At 61.3% G+C, this 21,053-nt stretch carries 16 protein-coding genes and 1 pseudogene; 13 read left to right on the top strand and 4 right to left on the bottom strand.

The window, feature by feature from the left end:
• Positions 1–7 precede the first annotated feature (7 nt).
• The gene (locus CD58_RS14535) at positions 8–1,357 is read left to right on the top strand and encodes a TolC family outer membrane protein (protein ID WP_025213728.1); all 1,350 of its coding nucleotides are present in this window, start codon (positions 8–10) and stop codon (positions 1,355–1,357) included.
• A gap of 199 nt (positions 1,358–1,556) precedes the next feature.
• Positions 1,557–3,409: pseudogene (locus CD58_RS14530) on the top strand (polyurethanase).
• Positions 3,410–3,500: 91 nt separating this feature from the next.
• Here CD58_RS14530 and CD58_RS14525 read toward each other — a convergent pair.
• Entirely contained in the window at positions 3,501–3,725 is a 225-nt protein-coding gene (locus CD58_RS14525; protein ID WP_025213727.1) for a YgdI/YgdR family lipoprotein, read from the bottom strand.
• Between the two features lie 222 nt (positions 3,726–3,947).
• On the opposite strand from CD58_RS14525, the gene CD58_RS14520 reads away from it, so the two are divergent.
• Genes CD58_RS14520 through CD58_RS14510 form a run of 3 tightly spaced genes read left to right on the top strand, consistent with a single transcriptional unit; the run spans position 3,948 to position 9,877 of the window.
• Positions 3,948–5,600, top strand: a complete 1,653-nt coding sequence (locus tag CD58_RS14520; RefSeq protein WP_025213726.1) for a VRR-NUC domain-containing protein — start codon at positions 3,948–3,950, stop codon at positions 5,598–5,600.
• Complete coding sequence (locus CD58_RS14515) at positions 5,597–7,894, top strand: ATP-dependent DNA helicase (protein ID WP_025213725.1); 2,298 nt, start codon at positions 5,597–5,599, stop codon at positions 7,892–7,894. The genes CD58_RS14520 and CD58_RS14515 overlap by 4 nt, the downstream gene beginning before the upstream one ends.
• 51 nt (positions 7,895–7,945) lie before the next feature.
• On the top strand, positions 7,946–9,877 hold the full coding sequence (locus tag CD58_RS14510; protein WP_025213724.1) for a hybrid sensor histidine kinase/response regulator: 1,932 nt from the start codon (positions 7,946–7,948) through the stop codon (positions 9,875–9,877).
• 42 nt (positions 9,878–9,919) lie between these two features.
• On the opposite strand, the gene CD58_RS14505 is transcribed toward CD58_RS14510, so the two are convergent.
• Entirely contained in the window at positions 9,920–10,150 is a 231-nt protein-coding gene (locus tag CD58_RS14505; protein WP_025213723.1) for a hypothetical protein, read from the bottom strand.
• Between the two features lie 154 nt (positions 10,151–10,304).
• On the opposite strand from CD58_RS14505, the gene CD58_RS14500 reads away from it, so the two are divergent.
• The gene (locus CD58_RS14500) at positions 10,305–10,841 is read left to right on the top strand and encodes a hypothetical protein (protein ID WP_025213722.1); all 537 of its coding nucleotides are present in this window, start codon (positions 10,305–10,307) and stop codon (positions 10,839–10,841) included.
• 17 nt (positions 10,842–10,858) lie between these two features.
• Here CD58_RS14500 and CD58_RS14495 read toward each other — a convergent pair whose 3' ends face one another.
• On the bottom strand, positions 10,859–12,196 hold the full coding sequence (locus tag CD58_RS14495; RefSeq protein ID WP_025213721.1) for a cation:proton antiporter: 1,338 nt from the start codon (positions 12,194–12,196) through the stop codon (positions 10,859–10,861).
• A gap of 252 nt (positions 12,197–12,448) precedes the next feature.
• On the opposite strand from CD58_RS14495, the gene CD58_RS14490 reads away from it, so the two are divergent.
• Genes CD58_RS14490 through ligD form a run of 4 tightly spaced genes read left to right on the top strand, consistent with a single transcriptional unit; the run spans position 12,449 to position 18,604 of the window.
• Positions 12,449–13,834, top strand: coding sequence for an iron-containing redox enzyme family protein (locus CD58_RS14490; protein WP_025213720.1), 1,386 nt, complete (start codon positions 12,449–12,451; stop codon positions 13,832–13,834).
• A 9-nt stretch (positions 13,835–13,843) separates the two neighbouring features.
• Positions 13,844–14,845, top strand: coding sequence for a methyltransferase (locus tag CD58_RS14485; RefSeq protein WP_025213719.1), 1,002 nt, complete (start codon positions 13,844–13,846; stop codon positions 14,843–14,845).
• Complete coding sequence (locus CD58_RS14480) at positions 14,817–15,980, top strand: carboxylate-amine ligase (protein ID WP_025213718.1); 1,164 nt, start codon at positions 14,817–14,819, stop codon at positions 15,978–15,980. The genes CD58_RS14485 and CD58_RS14480 overlap by 29 nt, the downstream gene beginning before the upstream one ends.
• On the top strand, positions 15,977–18,604 hold the full coding sequence (ligD, locus tag CD58_RS14475) for a DNA ligase D (RefSeq protein ID WP_025213717.1): 2,628 nt from the start codon (positions 15,977–15,979) through the stop codon (positions 18,602–18,604). The genes CD58_RS14480 and ligD overlap by 4 nt, the downstream gene beginning before the upstream one ends.
• Before the next feature lie 183 nt (positions 18,605–18,787).
• On the opposite strand, the gene CD58_RS14470 is transcribed toward ligD, so the two are convergent.
• Positions 18,788–19,399, bottom strand: coding sequence for a Yip1 family protein (locus CD58_RS14470; RefSeq protein WP_025213716.1), 612 nt, complete (start codon positions 19,397–19,399; stop codon positions 18,788–18,790).
• A 167-nt stretch (positions 19,400–19,566) separates the two neighbouring features.
• Between CD58_RS14470 and CD58_RS14465 the strand changes: the two genes are divergently transcribed.
• The 3 genes from CD58_RS14465 to CD58_RS14455 are packed head-to-tail and all read left to right on the top strand — an operon-like array spanning position 19,567 to position 21,049.
• The gene (locus CD58_RS14465) at positions 19,567–20,067 is read left to right on the top strand and encodes a CinA family protein (RefSeq protein WP_025213715.1); all 501 of its coding nucleotides are present in this window, start codon (positions 19,567–19,569) and stop codon (positions 20,065–20,067) included.
• A 9-nt stretch (positions 20,068–20,076) separates the two neighbouring features.
• Complete coding sequence (locus CD58_RS14460) at positions 20,077–20,595, top strand: hypothetical protein (protein WP_025213714.1); 519 nt, start codon at positions 20,077–20,079, stop codon at positions 20,593–20,595.
• A 7-nt stretch (positions 20,596–20,602) separates the two neighbouring features.
• Entirely contained in the window at positions 20,603–21,049 is a 447-nt protein-coding gene (locus CD58_RS14455) for a DUF421 domain-containing protein (protein WP_025213713.1), read from the top strand.
• The last annotated feature ends 4 nt before the right edge of the window (positions 21,050–21,053 follow it).

The following is a 21,053-nucleotide window of genomic DNA, read 5'->3' as shown; positions in this document are numbered from 1 at the left end:
TGCTGGTATGAAGCGCTTTTATTGGCTCGCCGCATTGACGGCGGCTGTCTGCGATAACGCCTGGGCCATGGGACCGTTCGACGTCTACGAACAGGCGTTACGCAATGACCCGGTTTACCTGGGCGCGATCAAGGAGCGCGATGCCGGCCTGGAAAACCGTGCCATCGGCCGCGCCGGACTGCTGCCGCAGCTGGGCTACAGCTACAACAAGGGCCGCAACCAATCCAAGGTCACTTACCTCAATGACCGCGGCGCCAGCCAGCATGATGACCGCAACTACAGCAGCTACGGCTCCAGCCTGACCCTGCAACAGCCGCTGTTGGACTACGAGGCGTACGCGGCTTATCGAAAAGGTGTGGCGCAGGCGCTGTTCGCCGACGAAAGCTTTCGCGGCAAGAGCCAGGAGCTGCTGGTGCGGGTGCTCAGCTATTACACCCAGGCTCTTTTTGCCCAAGACCAGATCGACATCGCCCAGGCCAAGAAAAAGGCTTTCGAACAACAGTTTCGCCAGAACGAGCACCTGTTTCGCCAGGGTGAAGGTACGCGCACCGACATCCTCGAGGCCGAGTCTCGTTATGAGCTGGCAACCGCCGAAGAAATCGAGGCGCGCGACGAGCAAGACGCCTCCTTGCGCGAACTGGGCGCGCTGATTGGCGTTCCGGCCCTGAATATCGGTGACCTGGCCCCGTTGAACGAAACCTTCCAGACCTTCGCCCTGCAACCGGCCAGTTTCGACACCTGGCACGAACTGGCGGTGAGCAACAACCCGAACCTGGCATCCCAGCGTCAGGCCGTGGACGTGGCGCGCTTCGAAGTCGAGCGCAATCGCGCCGGGCACCTGCCCAAGGTCAGCGCCTACGCGACGATGCGCCAGAACGAGTCGGAAAGCGGCAACACCTACAACCAACGCTACGACACCAACACCATCGGCCTGGAAGTCAGCGTGCCGCTGTACGCCGGCGGCGGGGTCTCGGCCTCGACCCGCCAGGCCAGCCGCAACATGGAACAGGCCGAGTACGAACTCGACGCCAAGACCCGGGAAACCCTGATCGAACTGCGCCGTCAGTTCAGCGCCTGTGTGTCGGGGGTGAACAAGCTGCGGGCCTACCAGAAAGCCCTGGTCTCCGCCGAAGCCCTGGTGGTGTCGACCCGACAAAGCATCCTCGGCGGCGAGCGGGTCAACCTCGACGCGCTCAACGCCGAACAACAGCTCTACACCACCCGCCGCGACCTGGCCCAGGCCCGCTACGACTACCTCATGGCCTGGACCAAGCTGCATTACTACGCCGGCACCCTTGGAGCGCAGGACCTGGCGAAGGTGGATGAGGCGTTTGTGGCCCGGGAGCGCATTCAATGACTGGCAACGCGTTTGTGGCGAGGGGATTTATCCCCGATCGAGTGCGAAGCAGTCGCCAGGTTGCCCTGAGTTACTTCTGAAAGACCGCAGTGCCTAAAGTTGGGGCTGTTTCACAGCCCAACGGGGATAAGTCCCCTCGCCACAAGGACTTCGCAGAGTTTTAACAACCCATTCCAACAACAAAAAGCGAGTAACCACCATGGGTATCTACGACTACCAGAACCTCGGCGCCACCGAGTCCAAAGCATTGGTCAGCGATGCAATGGCGATCATGCAGTATTCCTACCACAACCTCGATCACGGCTTTGCCGCCGGCTATCAGCAGAACGGTTTCGGTGTCGGCCTGCCAGCGACCCTGGTGACGGCGCTGCTGGGGGGCACCGACTCCCAGGGGGTGATTCCTGGCGTGCCGTGGAACCCTGACTCGGAAAAGCTCGCGTTGGAGGCGGTGCAGAAGGCCGGCTGGACCCCTATCAGCGCGTCGCAACTGGGTTACACCGGCAAGGTAGACGGACGCGGGACGTTTTTCGGCGAGAAGGCCGGCTACACCACCGCGCAAGTGGAAATCCTGGGCAAGTACGACGCCGAGGGGCGCCTGGAGGAAATCGGCGTATCGTTTCGCGGCACCAGCGGCCCACGGGAAAACCTGATCGGCGACTCCATTGGCGACATCATCAACGATGTCATGGCCGCGCTGGGCCCTAAGGATTACGCGAAAAACTACGCAGGCGAAGCCTTTGGCAATCTGCTGGGTGACGTCGCGGCATTTGCCCAGGCCCATGGCCTGACGGGCAGCGACGTGCTGGTCAGCGGTCACAGCCTGGGCGGGCTGGCGGTCAACAGCCTGGCGGACTTGAGCGCGAGCAAATGGTCAGGGTTCTACACCGACGCCAACTACATCGCCTACGCCTCACCGACTCAGAGCAGCACCGACAAAGTACTGAACATCGGCTATGAAAACGATCCGGTGTTCCGGGCGCTGGACGGCTCGACGTTCAACCTGTCTTCAGTGGGCGTGCATGACGCACAGCAGGAATCGGCCACCAACAACATCGTCAGCTTCAACGACCACTACGCTTCGGCGACGTGGAACGTGTTGCCGTTTTCCATCCTCAACATTCCCACCTGGATTTCCCACCTGCCCACCGGTTATGGCGATGGCATGGGACGGATCCTGGGTTCGGCGTTCTACGACCTCACGGAAAAGGACTCGACCATCATCGTCGCCAACCTGTCGGACCCGGCGCGCGGCACTACGTGGGTGCAGGACCTCAATCGCAATGCCGAAACCCACACGGGCAGCACCTTCATCATTGGCAGCGACCGTGATGACCTGATCCAGGGCGGCCAGGGCAGCGACTACCTGGAAGGGCGCGCCGGCAACGACACCTTCCGCGATGGCGGTGGATACAACGTGATCTTGGGCGGGCAGGGCAGCAACAGCTTGCAGCTGCAGCAGTCGATCAAGGATTTCAGCTTCGCCTATGACGGGGCCGGGACCCTGTATGTGCGCGACGCCGAGGGCGGGATCAGCGTGACCCGGAATATCGGCACGCTGGTCAGCAAAGAGTCGGGGTTGCTCTGGGGTTTGCTCAAGGATGAGGTCAGTCACAGCGTCACCGCCAACGGGTTGCTGGCGGGGGCAACCTGACGGCGTACGCGTCATCGGTCAAGGGCGGAGCGGCCAACGATACGTTGGTGGCCCGGACCACGGGGGACTGGCTGTTCGGCCAGGATGGCGATGATGTGTTGGTGGGGGGCGCGGGTAACGACACCTTTATCGGCGGCTCGGGCAATGACGTGATGCAATCCGGTGGCGGCAACGACACATTTATTTTCAATGGCGCGTTCGGCCAGGATCGGATCAGTGGTTATGATGCGGGCGACAAACTGGTGTTCCTCGGCGTGCAGGGCGCCGGGGCGGATTACGACTACAGCCAGCACCTGTCGCAGGTGGGCAGCGACACGTTGCTTAAGGTGGGCGACAGTTCGGTGACCTTGGTGGGTGTGGGCCTGGGGCAGGTGGGAGGCGAGGGCATCGTGTTCGCCTAGGTTGTGATCCGTCAGCGTGACGAGAGGCCGTTGGCTCTCTCGTCACGTCATGGCGCCGGTTTGACAACTGGCGCTCTCGCTCAGGAGGGGGTCAGTCTTCCTTGCGGATCGTCGCCACGTCATCGGCGCGGACCCGGACTTTCTTACCGGAAATGTCTTCGAATTCGTAGAAGCCGTCTGCGGTACGGGTATTGGGGGTGTCCTTGGTCAAATACTGGGTACCGTTCTGCAAGGTCACCACGGTGGGTGATGCGCAGCCGGCCAGAGCCAGGAATGCCACGGCGGCCAGGGGCAAGCCCAGAAACCTGATGTTCATATCCATAACCTCTCAATCAAAAATACGCGGGCAGCTGATTCGGCCCCGCCATCTCATAGCCAACCGCCATTGGTCTCGCTTGCCGTAGGAAAGTTCATCGCTGGATGAGGGATTTCACCTCTAAATATAGGAGACCGCTCATCTTTTGCAGTTGCCTGGACCGGTCGTAGCTGATATCTGTACGCATAACCAGTACTCCAGCATCCGTGGCGCTTCTTCTCCGTGACAGTCAACCCTCTCGACGATCCCTTTTACTACCTGAACAACTTTCAGCGCGTGCTCGCCTGGCTGGCGCAACGTTATGCCGATGTGCTCAGCGCCGAAGAACAGCGATTTGTCGACGATTTTGCGGCATTGCCTCGCTCGTCACAGGGCTTGCTAGTGCGGATGGTGATGCGCAAAGGGCTGCGATTCCGCCACAGCAAGCTGCATTACCCGGAAATCGGTGACATCGCCAGCGCCGCCGAGCCGTTGCTGGCGCTGGGCTGGATCGAGGAACAGGCCCACCTGAGCCTCGTTGAGGTGTTTGAAGTGCTGCTCAAGTCGGAAATCCTCCAGTGCCTGGGCCACCTGATTGAACAACCCAAGGCGAAAAAGACTGAATGGCTCCACGCCCTGAATGACGGGTCCAGCCAGCCACAGCCCTTTCGCGCCTGGTGCCCGCAGCTTGAGGACCGTCTGTTCAGCCTGACGATCATGGACCTCTGCGACCGGTTGCGGCTGATGTTTTTCGGCAATCTTTACCAGGACTGGTCGGAGTTCGTGCTGGCGGACCTGGGCATTTTTACCTACGAAACCGTCGAGTTCAGTGCTGAATCTCGCGGCTTGCGCAGCCGCCAGGACGTCGATGCCTGCCTGTTCCTCCACGCCTGCCAGCAGCGCTTCGAAGCCGGCGAGCCGGTTGAAGACATCGTCGCTCAAGTCAATGCCCTGGCCTTGGACAATCCATGGTTGGAACGGCGTCGGGGCAAGTTGTTGTTCCAGATCGGCCAGTACGGCGAACGCGTCGGTGATTTCGCCCTGGCCCTGTGCATCTACCGCGAGTGCACCTATCCGGGCGCACGGCTGCGGATGATCCGCGTGCTGGAGCGGATCGGTGAGTACGCCCTGGCCCTTGAGCTGGGTGAAACCGCCGCGCAATCGCCGCAAAGCGCCGCCGAAACCCAAGCCTTGCTCAGGATCGTGCCCCGGCTGCGACGCAAGCTTGGCGGGCCGCCGGTGCCGCGAACCATGGCCCGTGAGGTAGAACGGCTGGATCTGCACTTGCCCCGGGTCGATCCGGCCTTGTCGGTGGAGTATCACGTGCAGGCCCATCTGCACGACGACACCGCGCCGGTGCATTACGTGGAGAACAGCCTGATCAACTCACTGTTCGGCCTGCTATGCTGGCCAGCGATTTTCGCGCCATTGCCAGGGGCGTTTTTCCACCCTTTCCAGCGCGGGCCGGTCGACCTGCTCAGCGAAGACTTCCATGCCCGCCGCGCCGAGCTGTTCGCCGCTTGTCTCGCAGAACTGGACGATGGCCGCTATCGAGACACCATCGGTCGCCGTTTCGCGGAAAAGTGGGGCGTGCAATCACCTTTTGTGTTCTGGGGCGCGCTGTCCGAGGACCTGTTGAACCAGGCCCTCGATTGCCTGCCGGCCGAGCACCTCAAGCAGTGGTTCAACCGCCTGCTGCAGGACATCAAGGCCAACCGCGCCGGGATGCCGGACCTGATCCAGTTCTGGCCCCAGCACAAGACCTACCGGATGATCGAAGTCAAAGGCCCTGGCGATCGCCTGCAAGACAACCAACTGCGCTGGCTGGAGTTTTGCCATGAGCACCAGATGCCCGTCGCCGTTTGCTACGTGCAATGGGCGGAGCAGGGCGCATGACCCAGGCGCCGGGCTACAGCATTGCCGTGCGGGCGTTGTGTGAGTTCACCGCCAAGGTGGGCGACCTTGACCTGCGCTTCACACCGTCGCCCACGGCCCTGGAAGGCATCGCCGGCCATCGCACCGTGGCGTCACGACGCAGCACGGAATACCAGGCTGAAGTGGCCCTCGAAGGTTTCTACCAAACGCTGAAAGTCAAAGGCCGGGCCGACGGCTATGACCCGGCCCGCAACTGCCTCGAAGAAGTGAAGACGTACCGGGGCGACCTGAGCAAGCAACCGGCCAATCACCGCCAGCTGCATTGGGCCCAGGCGAAAATCTACGGCTGGTTGATGTGCCAGAAACTACAGTTGTCGCATATCGACATCGCTTTGGTGTATTTCGACATCGTCAGCGAAAAGGAAACCTGCCTCACGCAAAGCTTCGAGGCGGCGCAACTGCTGGCTTTTTTTGAAGCACAGTGCGCGCTGTTCCTGGCCTGGGCCGAACAGGAAATGGCCCACCGCCAGGCCCGCAATCTCGGCGCACAAACGTTGGCTTTCCCTCACGCCAGCTTCAGGCCAGGGCAGCGACACTTGGCTGAGTCGGTGTTCAAGGCCGTCAGCACCGGCCGTTGTCTGATGGCCCAGGCGCCCACCGGCATTGGCAAGACCGTCGGCACGCTGTTCCCGATGCTCAAGGCCCTGGCGCCGCAGCAACTGGACAAAGTCTTCTTTCTCACCGCAAAAACCCCAGGACGCAAGCTGGCACTGGACGCCGCTCAAGTGCTCACCCGCAGCGCACCGTCGATGCCATTACGCGTGCTGGAAATGATTGCCCGGGACAAGGCCTGCGAACACCTGGACAAAGCCTGCCATGGCGAATCGTGCCCGCTGGCGCGCGGGTTCTATGATCGTTTGCCCGGAGCCCGGGCGGCGGCGAGCCAGGTCCCGTTGCTGGATCAGGCCGCGTTGCGGGAGATCGCACTGGCCCATGAGGTCTGTCCGTATTACCTCAGCCAGGAAATGGCCCGCTGGGCCGACGTGGTGGTGGCCGACTACAACTATTACTTCGATTTCAGCGCCTTGCTTTTTGGCCTGGCCCAGGCCAATGGCTGGACCGTGGCGACCCTGGTGGACGAAGCCCATAACCTGGTGGAGCGGGGGCGACAGATGTATAGCGCGACCCTTGATCAGTCGACACTGGCGGCGGTGCGCAAGACCGCTCCCGAACCGCTGAAAAAAGCGTTGGAAAGGGTCAGTCGCCAATGGAACGCCCTGCATGCACCGCAGACAGCGGCCTATCAGGCCTATGAAAAACCGCCGGAAAAACTGCTCCAGGCCTTGTCCACCTGCACCACGGCCATTGGCGACTACCTCAACGATCACCCACAGGGCCTGGACAGCGGATTACAGGCGTTTTACTTCGACGCCTTGCAGTTCGGCCGCGTGGCCGAGTCCTTTGACGAACACTTTCTGTTCGACATCCACAAGCGCGAACTTGGTCGCCAGCGCAGCCTGTCGACGTTGTGCCTGCGCAATGTGGTGCCGGCGGCGTTCCTGCGGCCCAGGCTGAAGGCGGCCCGCAGCAGCGTGCTGTTTTCCGCGACCCTGAGCCCTCGCCACTATTACGCTGACCTGCTGGGCACGCCGACGGACACGGTGTGGATTGATGTTGAATCGCCGTTCCAGGCCGAACAGCTGGATGTCCGGGTGATCAGCCGGATTTCTACCCGGTTTGCCCACCGCCAGGCGTCCCTGGAGCCCATCGTCGCGTTGATGGCCCGTCAATTCAGTGAGCGTCCGGGCAACTACCTGGCATTCTTCAGCAGCTTCGATTACCTGCAACAGGTGGCCGGGCTGTTTGCCGAGCGGCACCCGCAGATTGCCACCTGGGCGCAATCTCGCGGCATGGGCGAGGCGCCCCGGCAGGCCTTTCTCGAGCGTTTCATGGAACACAGCCAAGGCATTGGTTTTGCCGTGCTGGGCGGCGCATTCGGCGAAGGCATCGACTTGCCGGGCTCACGGCTGATCGGGGCGTTCATCGCCACCTTGGGGCTGGCGCAGTTCAACCCGGTCAATGAGCAGATGAAACAGCGCATGGCGGCGATTTTCGGCGACGGCTACGATTACACCTATCTGTATCCCGGCTTGCAAAAAGTCGTGCAGGCCGCAGGTCGGGTCATTCGCACCCAGCAGGACCGCGGGGTGGTGATGCTGATTGATGATCGGTTCGGCGAGGCGAGGGTGCAGCACTTGTTGCCGCGTTGGTGGTCTGTCAGTCAGGAAGAACACAGCGTCAAGCAATTTTCCTGACACCCGACTTGCTCCATAATCCGCAAAAATCCACACGGATGCCCCGGCCAGATGCTCGACAATGACCCCAAGACCGCGCTCATAAACGAAGACCAGCGATTTCGCCTGCTCATCGACGCTGTGGTCGACTACGCCATTTACATGACCGATCCCTCGGGCATCATCACCAGTTGGAACTCCGGCGCCAGGCGTTTCAAGGGTTACGAAGAGTCCGAGATCCTGGGCCAGCACTTTTCCCGTTTCTATACCGATCAGGACCGCGCCGCCGGCCTGCCGCAACGGGCGCTGGACACGGCCCTGCGCGAGGGCCGTTTCGAGGGTGAAGGTTGGCGGGTGCGCAAGGACGGCACATTGTTCTGGTCCCACGTGGTCATTGACCCGATCATCGATAGCCAGAGCGGCGCATTGCTCGGTTTCGCCAAGATCACCCGCGACCTGACTGATCGCAAGATGGCCGAGGAAACCCTCAAGCAAAGCGAGCAGCAGTTTCGCCTGCTGGTGCAAAGCGTTACCGATTACGCTATCTACATGCTCGACCCGGATGGCCAAGTGACTAACTGGAACCTGGGGGCGCAACGGATCAAGGGCTATCTTCCGGCCGAGGCCATCGGCCGGCATTTTTCGATGTTCTACACCCCCGAGGACCGCGACGCTGGTGAGCCGCAACGGGCATTGAGCATTGCCGCCAGCGAGGGGCGTTTCGAAAAAAGGGGCTGGCGCATGCGCAAGGACGGCACCCGGTTCATGGCGCACGTGGTCATCGACGCGATCCGCAGCGACACCGGTACGCTGCTGGGCTTTGCCAAGATCACCCGCGATATCACCGATGCCACCCAGGCGCAGCAGGCCCTTGAACAGGCCCGTGAAGCCTTGTTCCAATCCCAGAAGCTGCAAGCCATCGGCCAGCTCACAGGCGGCATCGCCCATGACTTCAATAACCTGCTGACGGTGATCCTCGGCAACCTGGAAATCGTGCGCAAGCGCATGCCCGCCGAGCCGAAACTCGCTCAGTTGCTGGACAACGCCACCCAGGGGGCGCTGCGCGGTGTGTCGCTGACCCAGCGCATGCTGGCGTTTGCCCGTCGGCAGAAACTGTCCTCCGAATCGGTCGAGCTGTCAGCCCTGGTGCGCGGCATCAGCGGCTTGCTGCAAAGCTCCATGGGACCTTCGATTCACATCCAGACCGACTTCACTGAGGTGTTGTCACCCGTATGGGCCGACGTCAACCAGTTGGAGCTGGCGATCCTCAACCTGGCGACCAATGCCCGGGACGCCATGCCCCACGGCGGTCGCATCGTGATTGCCGCCGATGAACGACAGGGGAGCCAAGCCGGGCCGGATAAACCCATGGCGCCCGGTCGGTACATTTGCCTGTCGATCACCGATGAAGGCGAGGGTATGGACGAGGAAACACTGGCTTCGGCCGTGGACCCGTTTTTCACCACCAAGGGCGTCGGCAAGGGCACCGGACTGGGGTTGTCCATGGTGCATGGCTTGGCCGAGCAATTGGGTGGCCGCCTGACGCTCAAGAGCCGGAAAGGCATGGGCACCACCGCCGAGTTGTGGTTGCCGGTGGCTGAAAATCCGGCGCTGGACAAGGCGTCGACCCAGGAGGTGGCAGCGCCGCCGGTTCATGAGCTGCTGGTACTGGTGGTCGATGACGACAGCCTGGTACTGACCTCCACTCGTTTGTTGATCGAGGACCTGGGGCACCGAGTCCTGTGCGCGCCGTCGGGGGCTCAGGCGCTGGAGCTGTATGAATGCAATCAGGACATCGACCTGGTGATCACCGACATGGCCATGCCGCAGATGGACGGTGCGCAGTTGGCGAAAATACTGCGAGACAAACAACCGGACCTGCCGATCATCCTCGCCACCGGTTACGCCGAACGCCTGGAAGGCTTCGCCAGCCAGCTGCCACGGCTGATCAAGCCGTTCAAACAGCTCGACCTGGTGCAGATCATTGGGCAGACGATGAAGTAGGCACCGTGGACCGTGTGGTCCCCGCGCCACAAATTCCGCTGCCTACTCGGTATTTTTCTTGAACCCGCGCAAATTCATCGCGCACAGACAAAATTGCAGCACGATCAGCGCGTATGCATTTGAATGCAGCCCCCAGACCACCCAGAGAATGTTGCTGGCGATGAAACAACTGAACCCCGCCACCCTGCGGCGGGGCTGGCGTGAGCCGATCAACCAGGCGGCCAGCACGGTGACTACCATCGCTGGCCATTGCACCCATCCAAGATAATCCACGTGTCCCTCCTCATGCAGTTGATGATTTACAGACACGGATGATCGGAGAGCGTTTCGTTGAAGTGTTGTCGTGCCTTCGGTCCACCGGCTTGAACTTGCCTCGCGCCCGGTTCTTCTAATGAGTCCGAACCCTCACCGAGGCACAGCCTGCGTAATGCCCAGAATACTCACTCATCCAACCCCGGAAGAAGAACTGACTGAACACAATGCCAAGCTGTTCGGCTCCCCCAAGGAACGGTTGGATTTTTATCGGCGGGAAATCCAGTACGAAACCAGCATCCTGGCCAATCGAACCGATGCCTACCTGGCGGCCCAATCCTTCCTGGTGATCGCCTTTGCCTCGTGCATGGCCAACCTGAACCCGGAGTGGGGCAAGTTGTTTACCTTGATCGTGCCGTCATTCCTGGCCTTGCTGGGCTTCTTGAGTTCGCTCAACGCTTGGCCAGGCATCCGCGCGGCCTACGACATCATTGATCACTGGCATTTCAAACAAAGTGAACTGCTGCGCGCCGAACCGTTGATGGGCCTGGCGTACGACGATTCCCCGCTGTTCAGCGAGCGGGAGTCGACCCACAAGGGCTATCGCAAGTCGCTGCTGTTTTCGGTGCGTACGCCGTGGATCTTTGCCACGTTCTGGGTGTTGCTGGGGGCGTATTCAATCCTGATCCAAGTGACCGATCCCGTAGGCTGAGGCGCCCCCAAAAGCCCTCAGTTCGATCGCTTGCGACGCTCATACCAAGCCAACATAGGCTGGGTGCTCAGCCCATGGGCCAGGATGCTCAACGCCACCACCGACAACGTGAGGTTGATGCACAACCTGGCCACCTCTGGCTGCAGGTCATGATTCAAGGCATAGAACAGATAAAACAGACTACCGATACCGCGTATGCCAAACCAACCGATCAACAACCGCTGCGGCCCGTCCAGCAATCGCCCCCAGGGCATCGCCAACACACTCAAGGGGCGAATCACAGCAAACAGCAGGGCGCCGATGGCCAAGGCCCGCCAATCCCAGTGATTGGCTACTACCACCCCGAGCAGCGTCACCAGGAACACTTCCATGGAGCGCTCCACCAAGCTGCCGAACGCGAGCATGTCGCCCATCATCACACCGGCCGCCACCTGGCCGTCATCCAGGGACGCGGTATCCCCCAGCACCGCTTGTTGGGGATCGACGGCTTCGTGACCGACGACGGGTTGCACCAGGTGTTCGGCCGGCGGTGAGTTTTCGTCGGTGGACTGCACTTCGGCCTGGCGCAGTCCCAGGCCTGCGGCGAACACCGAGAGAAAACCATAGCCTTGGACCGCCTCGGCCGCGACATAGGCCAGGGCGATCAGCGCCAGGGCCAGATAGTCATTGGGTGACAGGGTGCTGTCGGCATTCTTGATGCGCATCGACAAGGTCAGCCGACCGATGCCGCGCCCCATCCAGTAGCCGATCAGCAAGCCGGCCGGCACGGCCCACAGCACACTGCGCAGGACCCATTCTCCGAGAAAGCCGCTGCCGTCCGCGCGCAGCACCAGCAGCCCCAGGATGACAAAGGGAAACGCGGTGCCATCGTTCAATCCGGCTTCGCCAGACAAACCGAAGCGTACCCGATCGTCGTCCCGGGCATCGTTGACCTGTACCAACGCCGCCAATACCGGGTCGGTAGGAGCCAGCATCGCGCCGATTAGCAACGACACGCCCCAACCGAGACCGAACAGGTAATGCAGCGTCAGGCACAGGCCGGCGATGGTCAGGATCATCACCGGCCCGGCCAACCCATAGGCGACGCGCCAGGTCCGGTCCTTGAGGGGCAGGCGCAGCTTGAGGCCGCTGACGAACAGCGAAAACACCACCGCGACTTCCGTGAGATGTTCCATCCATACCGAAGAGTCGCCGAGGTCCAGCTTCAGCAGACCCAGCCCGGCCGGTCCGATGACCGCACCCAGCACCAGACACATCGCCGAGGTGGTAACCGGCATCCAGCGCAGGTAGGAAGAGGTCAGGGCCAGGGTCAACAACACGGCACCGAGCACCGCTACCCATACAGTGAAAATCATTGTTGCTCCTTGGACACTGGGAGGGACCTGGCTGAGAAAACAATATCCCTCGCCACAGGGTGTTCACGTCGCCGACGTTGCCGCGCTTGTCATCATTCGAGGTTCGGAGCGGAGCCAGGGTTCCCACCGAAACGGCCCGGTTCCGTTTATCCGGCGGCTTTGCACCCCAAGGGAATTTTTCGCTGCTCAAAGTGCTCTGCAAAAATAGAGACGTGCTGACTCAGCGTCCTGCAGAGAACCCAAGAGGCCCTTATGACCGCGCTGACAACCCTCCGATCCCAGCCTGCCACCGTGCAACCTGTCACGGCCGCCGGGACCGTGCGCCAATGCTATGAACGACTGCTCCAGGGCCCCGACGATGCGGACAAGCAAGCCGCCGCCCAAGCCTTCCTCCAGCATTGCGCTGAACAAGCCGAGGCACTCCCCCAGGAGATGCCCGATGATCCCATGGCCCTGCAAGCCTGGGTCGAGCAACACAGCGCCGGCGTCGCCCGGCAATACGCCGAGTATCTGGAACGGCGCAAAAGTGGCGGTGCGCGAGAGTTCTTCAGCAGCAAGGCCCATGCCTTGTATTTCCTGCAAGCCGTTGCGCCGACCAAACTCGTAGACGGCGCCTGGCTGTATGGCGTGCTCAAGCATTGGCACGACCACCGTTTCGAAGGCCTGCTATGCACCTATCTGGAGGAGCTGGGAGACGGCAATCCTGCGCAAAACCATGTGGTGATCTATCGCAAGCTACTGGCCGAGCACGGATTGCCGGACGCTCCGGACATCGATGATGAGCGCTACCTGCAAGGCGCGGTGCAACTGGCCCTGGGTTACGCGGGCGATGAGTACCTGCCCGAGGTCATCGGTTACAACCTGGGTTACGAACAACTGCCCTTGCACCTGTTGATCAGCGCTTATGAGCTGAGCGAACTGGACATCGACCCGTACTACTTCACCCTCCACGTGACCATCGACAACGCCAGCACCGGTCATGCCCATAAGGCCGTGCAATCGTTGCTGCAACTGATGCCGATGGCAGCCGACCGCGAGTCTTTCTGGCGCCGGGTCACTCTGGGCTATCGCCTCAACGATCTGGGGCAGGGCAGTCGGGCAATCATCGAGTCGTTCGACCTCTACCGTGAAGTGTTGGCCATGCTCGAACGCAAACGCCCGTTCGGCCAGCACATGCATTCCGATTACTGCAAGTTTGAAGGCCAGACCGTCAACCAGTGGCTTTCGGCACCGGGACAATTGGAGGGCTTCCTTGCGGCGCTGCAGAACAAGGGTTGGATCAAACGTCACGAAGATCCCCGGAACAGCCGCTTCTGGACCTTGATCGAAGGCGCGGGGGCGGCCATGTTCGGGGTGTTCAGCCCTTATGAAAAGCAACTGCTGCACGACTGGATCGCAGGGGACTGGCTGGAGCAGGGCACGCGGTCGGGCCCACGCCGCAGTCACGGGGCCGTTTGTGAGCCACAGATGCCGGTGGAAGACCCCGATGTGCAAAGCCTGCAACAAGCGCTGCAAGGCCAGACGCCCGATGAGCAAATGCATATTTTGATGCCTTGGCTTTCGGCCCGTTGCCACAGTCACCCGGCCGGACTGCTGGCGACGCGGCGGTTCATCGAACTCAAATCCGCACTGCGCTAGGAGCCCTGCATGAATCCAGAAGAACGCCTGTCCGAAGCGGACCTGGCCTTGCTGCAATTGGGCCGCCGCTTGCAAGCTGACGGCTATCGTTTCATCACCCCGACGCCCCTGACCCACGAGCGGGTCAACCAACGGCCTGGCAACGAGCGCGCCAAGACACTACGGGATGTGTTTGGCTGGTCGCGGCCGTTTGCCGCGGGGCTGATCAGCGCCGATGAGCAGCGGCAATTGCAGGAAGCCGAAGTACTGGAGGCGCGCGACGGCCTGTTGCGTAGCCGGGTGCGCTGGTCGAGCCTGGATGGTTTGCTGTTTGCCCATTCGCAATTCCCCACCCAGGCCAATGATGCGGTGTTTTTCGGCCCGGACAGCTACCGCTTCGCACAACTGATCCATACTCATCTGCAACAGAACTTCACAGCGGTGCATCGTGCCGTGGACATCGGCTGTGGCGCCGGTGTCGGGGCCCTGGTGATTGCCCGGGCCCGGCGCGAAGCTCAGGTGCTGGCCCTGGACATAAACCCGCTGGCCCTGCGCCTGACTGCGGTGAATGCGGCATTGGCCGAAGTGGCCAACGTCGAAATCGCCCGCAGCGACGTGCTACAGGACGTGGAGGGCAGCTTCGACCTGATTGTCGCCAACCCGCCATACATGGCTGATCCGTCCGAGCGCGCCTATCGTCATGGTGGCGGGGTGCTTGGTGCCGGGCTGTCGTTGCGCATCGTCGAGCAGGCCTTGCCCCGACTCACACCGGGTGGTTCGCTGGTGCTCTATACCGGCGTGGCAATGGTCGATGGCCGAGATCCGTTTCTCGAAGCGCTCAGGCCATGGCGTGACTCGGCGGAGTTTGGCTGGACCTATCGAGAATTGGACCCGGATGTGTTCGGTGAGGAACTGCTCACGCCGGGTTATCAGGACGTGGAAAGGATCGCCGTGGTGGCGTTGGTTGTAACCCGCATCGGCGCGGGTATCGGAGGGACTATCGATGAACAGGCGCATGAAGTTCGGTATTGAAGAGGAGTATTTCATCACCGACCTGCAGACCCGCTGTATGCCCGGTCAACCCCCAGCGGCGGCTGTCGCGGCGTGCCGGGTCGAGCTGGGCAAGCATTTCGCCCATGAAATGTTCCAAAGCCAGGTCGAGATGGCCTCGCCCATCTTCCGCAGCCTGCCTGAGGCCGCCGATTACCTGACCCAGGTGCGCACGGGCCTGAACCAGCGCCTGGCGCCCTATGGCCTGGGCTTGCTCAGCGCCGGTTCCCACCCGATGGCGACCCAGGTGCTGCAACCCACCGATGAACTGCATTTCCAGCAACTGTTCGACGATTACCAACGGGTGGCGCGGCGTAGTGTGTTGTCGGGTCTGCATGTGCACGTGGAAGTGCCCGCGACCCAGGATCGGGTGCGGGTCATGAACGAGGTTTTGCCTTGGCTGCCGATGTTCCTGGCGCTGAGCGCTTCATCACCGTTCTGGAACGGCGCCTACAGCGGGTTCAGCAGCTATCGCCAGGTCGCTTGCGATGAATGGCCGCGCATGGGTGTCCCGGAGTTCTTCGAGGACGAGTCGGGTTTCGCCGGCTACGTCGACATGCTCATGCGCACCGGTTCCATTCACCAGGCCAGCGACTGTTGGTGGGTGATACGACCGTCGTCACGTTACCCCACGCTGGAACTGCGCATTTGCGATGCCTGCCCTCGGGTCGAAGACGTCCTGTGCCTCGTCTCGCTGTTTCGCCTGATGGTCGCCCATGCCATTGCTCAACCCCGGCCGGGTGCCAACTACAGCCTGATGTCCCACTGGATGCTCAAGGAAAACCGCTGGCGGGCCAAACGCCACGGGATTCTGGCGGAGTTCATCGCCGAGGGACAGGAACAGCCCATGCTGATCGGTGAGTGGCTGACGGTTGCAGAGGAAACCTTTGGTGAAACGGCCGCCGCCCTGGGGGTTCAAGACGTCTTCAAGCAAGCACGTCGCATGGTGCAGGAAGGCACCAGCGCCGATCGGCAAATTGTTGTCTACGAACAAGGGTTGCTGCTGGGTGACTCCACCGAGCAGGCCTTGAGCCGGGTCGTCGATCAATTGCTGGCGGAAACCGCGGGGATGCCCGTGGCCGATTCGGCGCTGCAGCAGGTCGCAGGTGGTCCATGAGTAGCAAGACCCTGGATGACTACAACCGTATGCGCGATTTCGCCGCCACCCCGGAACCGGCAGCGAAACGCTCGCGCAAATCGGCGAAAAGCGCTCACGCTTTGCAATTCTGCATTCAGAAACACGATGCCACACGGCTGCATTACGACTTCCGCCTGGAGCTTGGCGGCGCGCTCAAGAGCTGGGCGGTGCCCAAGGGGCCGTCCTTGGACCCAAAGGTCAAGCGCCTGGCGGTGCATGTCGAAGATCATCCACTGGATTACGCGACGTTTGAAGGCAGCATCCCCGAAGGCCACTACGGTGCCGGTGATGTCATTGTCTGGGACCGGGGCGTGTGGATTCCCCAGGGCGATCCTTTTGAGGCCTATGAAAAAGGCCGACTCAAGTTCGAGCTGCAAGGCGAAAAGCTCAGTGGCCTGTGGAACCTGGTGCGTACCCACATGCCCGGCAAGCAAGAGCAGTGGTTCCTGATCAAGCATCAGGACGAAGCAGCCCGCCCCGAAAGCGACTACGACGTGGTGCAGGAAGCCCCGGACAGCGTGCTCAGCGAGCGCACCATCGTGCCCAAGCGTCGGGGCAAGGCCGCCACCAAAGCCGTGAAAGCCGTTGAAAAAACCGCCAAGGCCAAGTCGACAAAAAAGGCCTCGAAAACCAGCCTCAGCGGCGCGGTGGCCGGGCCGATCCCCGAGACGCTCAAACCGGAGCTGGCAACATTAGTGGACAGCGCCCCCGACGGCGAATGGCTCTACGAGATCAAGTTCGACGGTTACCGGGTCATGGCGCGTATCGAAAACGGCGATGTCAGGCTCATCACCCGTAACGGCCATGACTGGACCCATAAACTGCCGAAGCAGGCCGCAGCCCTGGCCGCGTTGGGCTTGGAGTCAGCCTGGCTGGACGGTGAGATGGTCGTTGCCAACGAACAGGGCGTGCCGGACTTTCAGGCCCTGCAAAATGCCTTTGAGGTCGGCAGCAGTGGCAAGATCGGCTATTACCTGTTCGACCTGCCTTACCTCAATGGTATGGATCTGCGCAAAGTGCCGGTGGAGCAGCGGCGAACCGCACTGGCCGCCGTGTTGGAGGCTAACGAAGATCCGCTGCTGCGATTCTCCGATGCCTTTGAAGAAACCCCTGAAGCGCTGCTTAACAGCGCTTGCCAGATGCAGATGGAAGGGCTGATCGGCAAACGGTTGGGCAGCGCCTATGTGTCCCGGCGCAGCAACGATTGGATCAAGCTCAAATGCAAGAACCGCCAGGAGTTCGTGGTGGTCGGTTTCAGCGACCCCAAGGGGGCTCGCAGTGCCTTCGGCGCCTTGCTGCTGGGGCTGCATGATGCCGACAGTGGCGAGCTGCGCTACGCCGGTAAGGTGGGTACCGGGTTTAACGAAACCACCCTCAAGAGCATCTATCAGCAGTTGTTGCCCCTGGAGACGAAAAAGCCCGCCGTGGTCAATCCGCCTACCGGCTACGAAGCCAAGGGCGTGCACTGGCTTGAACCGACCTTGCTGGCCGAAGTGGCGTTTGCCGAGATGACCAAGGACGGCTCGGTGCGCCATGCAGTGTTCCATGGTTTGCGCAGCGACAAGCCGGCCAAGGCGATTACCCAGGAGTTGGCGAAACCGGTGAAAAAGCCCGCCGAAAAGAGAAAATCCCCAGCCAAACAAGAACCCGAAGCGACCCCGAGCAAGCCCAAGGCGAAAGCCAAACCCAAAGCCGGTCAGGCGTCGGCCATGGACGGCAAGGTGCGCATCACCCATCCGGAACGGGTCATCGACCCCAGCAGCGGCACCACCAAGCTGCAACTGGCCGAGTATTACGCCAGCGTTGCCGAGTTCATCCTGCCGGAACTGGCGGATCGCCCGGTGGCGTTGGTCAGGGCCCCGGATGGCATCGCTGGCGAGTTGTTCTTCCAGAAGAACGCCGAGCGTTTGGCGATCCCCGGCATTACCAGCCTGGACAAGGCGCTGACGGGGCAGCCGGTGATGATCATCAACAACGCCGAGGCGCTGATCGGTGCGGTGCAGATGAGCACGGTGGAGTTGCATACCTGGAACGCGACCTCAGTCGATCTGGACAAGCCAGACCGCTTCGTCCTTGATCTCGATCCGGACCCGGCGTTGCCCTGGAAAAGCATGGTCGAGGCCACGCAACTGACGTTATCGGTGCTCGACGAATTGGGGCTGAAGTCGTTTCTCAAGACCAGCGGCGGCAAGGGTATTCATGTGGTGGTGCCGCTGACGCGCAAACTGGGCTGGGACGAGGTCAAGGGCTTCAGCCATGCCATTGTCAGCCACATGGCCAAGCTGCTGCCTGACCGTTTTTCGGCGGTATCCGGGCCGAAAAACCGGGTAGGGCGGATTTTCATCGACTACCTGCGTAACGGCCTGGGCGCTACGACCATCTGCGCTTACGCCGCCCGCACCCGGGAGGGGCTGCCCGTGTCGGTGCCCATTTTTCGCGAAGAAGTGGCCGAGCTAAAGGGGGCGAACCTGTGGAACGTGCACAACGTCCATGAGCGCCTGGTGGAAGTCGGTCACGAGCCATGGGCAGACTTGAAGAAAACCCGCCAGAGCATCACCGCCGACATGCGTCGGCGGATTGGTATGAAGAAGACTGAGAAGTAACCCCTGTGGAAGTAAGCCCTGTGACTAACTAACCCTGTGGCGAGGGGATTTATCCCCGCTGGGCTGCAAAGCAGCCCCATGTCAGGCGAGTGCTCCGCACTCGATCGGGGATAAATCCCCTCGCCACAGGGCTTAGCCACACCACAACTGTCCGGCACGCAGTTGCCAAATTGCAGTCGATGTTCAGCCCACTGGAACCCGCAGATATTCCGGCTGCAAGACGTTGAACCAGAGCAGGATCATTTCCACCAGGATGGTCACCAGCACCAACAGCCCTACGCCCCAGACGCTGGCCGAATACAGCAGGCCTTGCTCTTTCCTGAGGCCCATGAACTTGGGCAGCCCGACGAACAGCAAAAACGTCGAATAGGCCGAGGCCGCCGCCAACACGGCCACCGCCAGCCAACGGCTGGGATAGAGCCCGGCAATCCCGGCCAGGAAGTACGGCGTGGCAGTATAGGCTGCGAAACCGATGCACTGGTTGATCGTCGGACGAGCATCGAAGGTGCGGGACATCCAGCGAATGAACATGCCCATGAGCACCACGCCGGCGACGATGGTCAGGTACAGCAGCACACATAACTGAAGTGCACTGGCGCTGCTGAGCCGTACCGTTTCGTTTTCGGCCAGGCTCCAGCCGGTCCAGGTGGTACCGACGTATAGGCACACGGCGGGTATCAGGGCCAACAGCAGCAAATGGGCCAAGTAATGACGCGGGTGAGCCTGTTCTTGTTCACGGATGTCCGCCCAGGCGAACTCGGGATGGGTGAACAGTTTGACGAAAGGCGCAGACATGACGACCTCCTGATCAAGACAGCCTCTGCGTGAGGCCCTTATGAATTTGAGGTACAGCAACAGACAGGGGTTTCATTTATTTACCGCGCCCGGGCCGCGGCGCGATAAAGGGAATGAATCATAACGGCAAGGGTCAACCCATCAGCACCCTGAAAGGACGTCTTGTCATGAGCGTTGCCCACTCCATTTGCGATTATCTGCGTGAGCATGAACTGCGCCTGACCACGGCGGAATCCTGCACGGCCGGCCAGATCGTCACGTTGCTGGCCGAGGTGCCGGGCAGTGGTTCGCTGATCGAAAGCGGCTACGTGGTGTACTCCCCGGAGGCAAAGCAGCGGTTGCTGGGGGTCAGCCCGCGCACCATCGAGATGTTCAACCTCACCAGCCGTGAAGTGGCCGAGGAAATGGCCCTCGGCGCACTGCACGACGCCAACGCCAACGTGGCCGTCGCCACCACGGGCATTCTCGGCCCTGACGACATGGACGGCATTCCCGCCGGTACGGTGTGCTTTGCCTGGGCGTTCGAGGTGAACGGCCAGCGGGCGCTGTTCAGCCGCCAAAAACGCTTTTTTGGCAGTCGCGGCCAGGTGCAATTGTGGGCCGCTGAACACGCCCTCACTCAACTACAGCATTTTCACCAACGCGCCTTGGCCGGTGAGCGCAGGTAGGGAGGCAACATGACCGATCCCACCGAGCCAGAAGATTTTCACAGCCGCGCGTTTCCGGTGCGCGAAGACATGGGCTACCAGCTCAAGGTCTGGCGGTTCGAGCGGGTGGGCTGGTACGTCCTGGTGCTGTTGGTGATGCTGACCCTGCTTGGGTTGTTCTCCCGCGGCCCCTTGAGCAGCAGCGAGGTCCAAAGCAGTGATGGCAGCCTGGGCGTCAAGTACGAGAGGTTCCATCGAAGCGGTTCCACCAATGCGATGATCATGCGCCTCAAGGGACAACCCAACACGCCAGTAGAGGTCGAGCTGGGCGGTGATTGGCTGGAAGGCTTCGACGTAGAAGCGTTGCAACCTCAGCCGCTGCGTTCGGCAAGCGCGGGGCAGGGCATGCGGATCTGGGTCCAGACCGATGCCCAAGGCCAGGCCAGCCTTTACCTGTCACTGCGGAGCGAGGGCCTGGGCCTTTACCATAGCCGTATCACCGTGCCCGGTGGCGCCGCGGTCAGTTTCGATCAATTCATTTTCCCTTAGGTGAGCTATGGATTCAGTGCTACGGGCCGCCGCGATTTACCTGGCATTGCTGGTGCTGTTCAAGATCGCCGGACGTCGTTCGCTGGCGGAAATCACCACCTTCGACTTCGTGCTGTTGATGATCATTGGCGAGGCTACCCAGCAGGCATTGCTCGGCGACGATTTTTCGTTGACCAATGCGCTGATGGTGATTGTCACGCTGATTGCCATTGACGTCGGGTTGTCGTTGCTCAAGCAGCGTTCCAAATGGGTTTCGCAGCTGATTGACGGTGGTCCGACGGTCATTGTCGAGCACGGCCGAATCCTTCGCAGCCGGCTGCGCCACGCCCGGTTGACCGAGGAAGACATCATGGAGGCGGCGCGTTCAAGCCAGGGTATCGAGACCCTGGAGCAGATCAAGTTTGCGATTATCGAGCGTAATGGGAAGATTTCGGTGATTGCCAACGAACAGTGATCCC

This window comes from Pseudomonas brassicacearum (genome assembly GCF_000585995.1).
GTDB classification, from domain to species: Bacteria; Pseudomonadota; Gammaproteobacteria; order Pseudomonadales; family Pseudomonadaceae; genus Aquipseudomonas; species Aquipseudomonas brassicacearum_A.
Note: the sequence above shows the minus strand (reverse complement) of the source record. Positions and strands in the feature narration are given on the sequence as shown.

Excerpts from the sequence above, each read along its gene's own strand:
- CD58_RS14535 (WP_025213728.1), top strand. The coding sequence starts at position 8 with ATGAAGCGCTTTTATTGGCTCGCCGCATTGACGGCGGCTGTCTGCGAT.
- CD58_RS14525 (WP_025213727.1), bottom strand. The coding sequence starts at position 3,725 with ATGAACATCAGGTTTCTGGGCTTGCCCCTGGCCGCCGTGGCATTCCTG.
- CD58_RS14515 (WP_025213725.1), top strand. The coding sequence starts at position 5,597 with ATGACCCAGGCGCCGGGCTACAGCATTGCCGTGCGGGCGTTGTGTGAG.
- CD58_RS14510 (WP_025213724.1), top strand. The coding sequence starts at position 7,946 with ATGCTCGACAATGACCCCAAGACCGCGCTCATAAACGAAGACCAGCGA.
- CD58_RS14500 (WP_025213722.1), top strand. The coding sequence starts at position 10,305 with ATGCCCAGAATACTCACTCATCCAACCCCGGAAGAAGAACTGACTGAA.
- CD58_RS14495 (WP_025213721.1), bottom strand. The coding sequence starts at position 12,196 with ATGATTTTCACTGTATGGGTAGCGGTGCTCGGTGCCGTGTTGTTGACC.
- CD58_RS14490 (WP_025213720.1), top strand. The coding sequence starts at position 12,449 with ATGACCGCGCTGACAACCCTCCGATCCCAGCCTGCCACCGTGCAACCT.
- CD58_RS14485 (WP_025213719.1), top strand. The coding sequence starts at position 13,844 with ATGAATCCAGAAGAACGCCTGTCCGAAGCGGACCTGGCCTTGCTGCAA.
- CD58_RS14480 (WP_025213718.1), top strand. The coding sequence starts at position 14,817 with ATGAACAGGCGCATGAAGTTCGGTATTGAAGAGGAGTATTTCATCACC.
- ligD (WP_025213717.1), top strand. The coding sequence starts at position 15,977 with ATGAGTAGCAAGACCCTGGATGACTACAACCGTATGCGCGATTTCGCC.
- CD58_RS14470 (WP_025213716.1), bottom strand. The coding sequence starts at position 19,399 with ATGTCTGCGCCTTTCGTCAAACTGTTCACCCATCCCGAGTTCGCCTGG.
- CD58_RS14465 (WP_025213715.1), top strand. The coding sequence starts at position 19,567 with ATGAGCGTTGCCCACTCCATTTGCGATTATCTGCGTGAGCATGAACTG.
- CD58_RS14460 (WP_025213714.1), top strand. The coding sequence starts at position 20,077 with ATGACCGATCCCACCGAGCCAGAAGATTTTCACAGCCGCGCGTTTCCG.
- CD58_RS14455 (WP_025213713.1), top strand. The coding sequence starts at position 20,603 with ATGGATTCAGTGCTACGGGCCGCCGCGATTTACCTGGCATTGCTGGTG.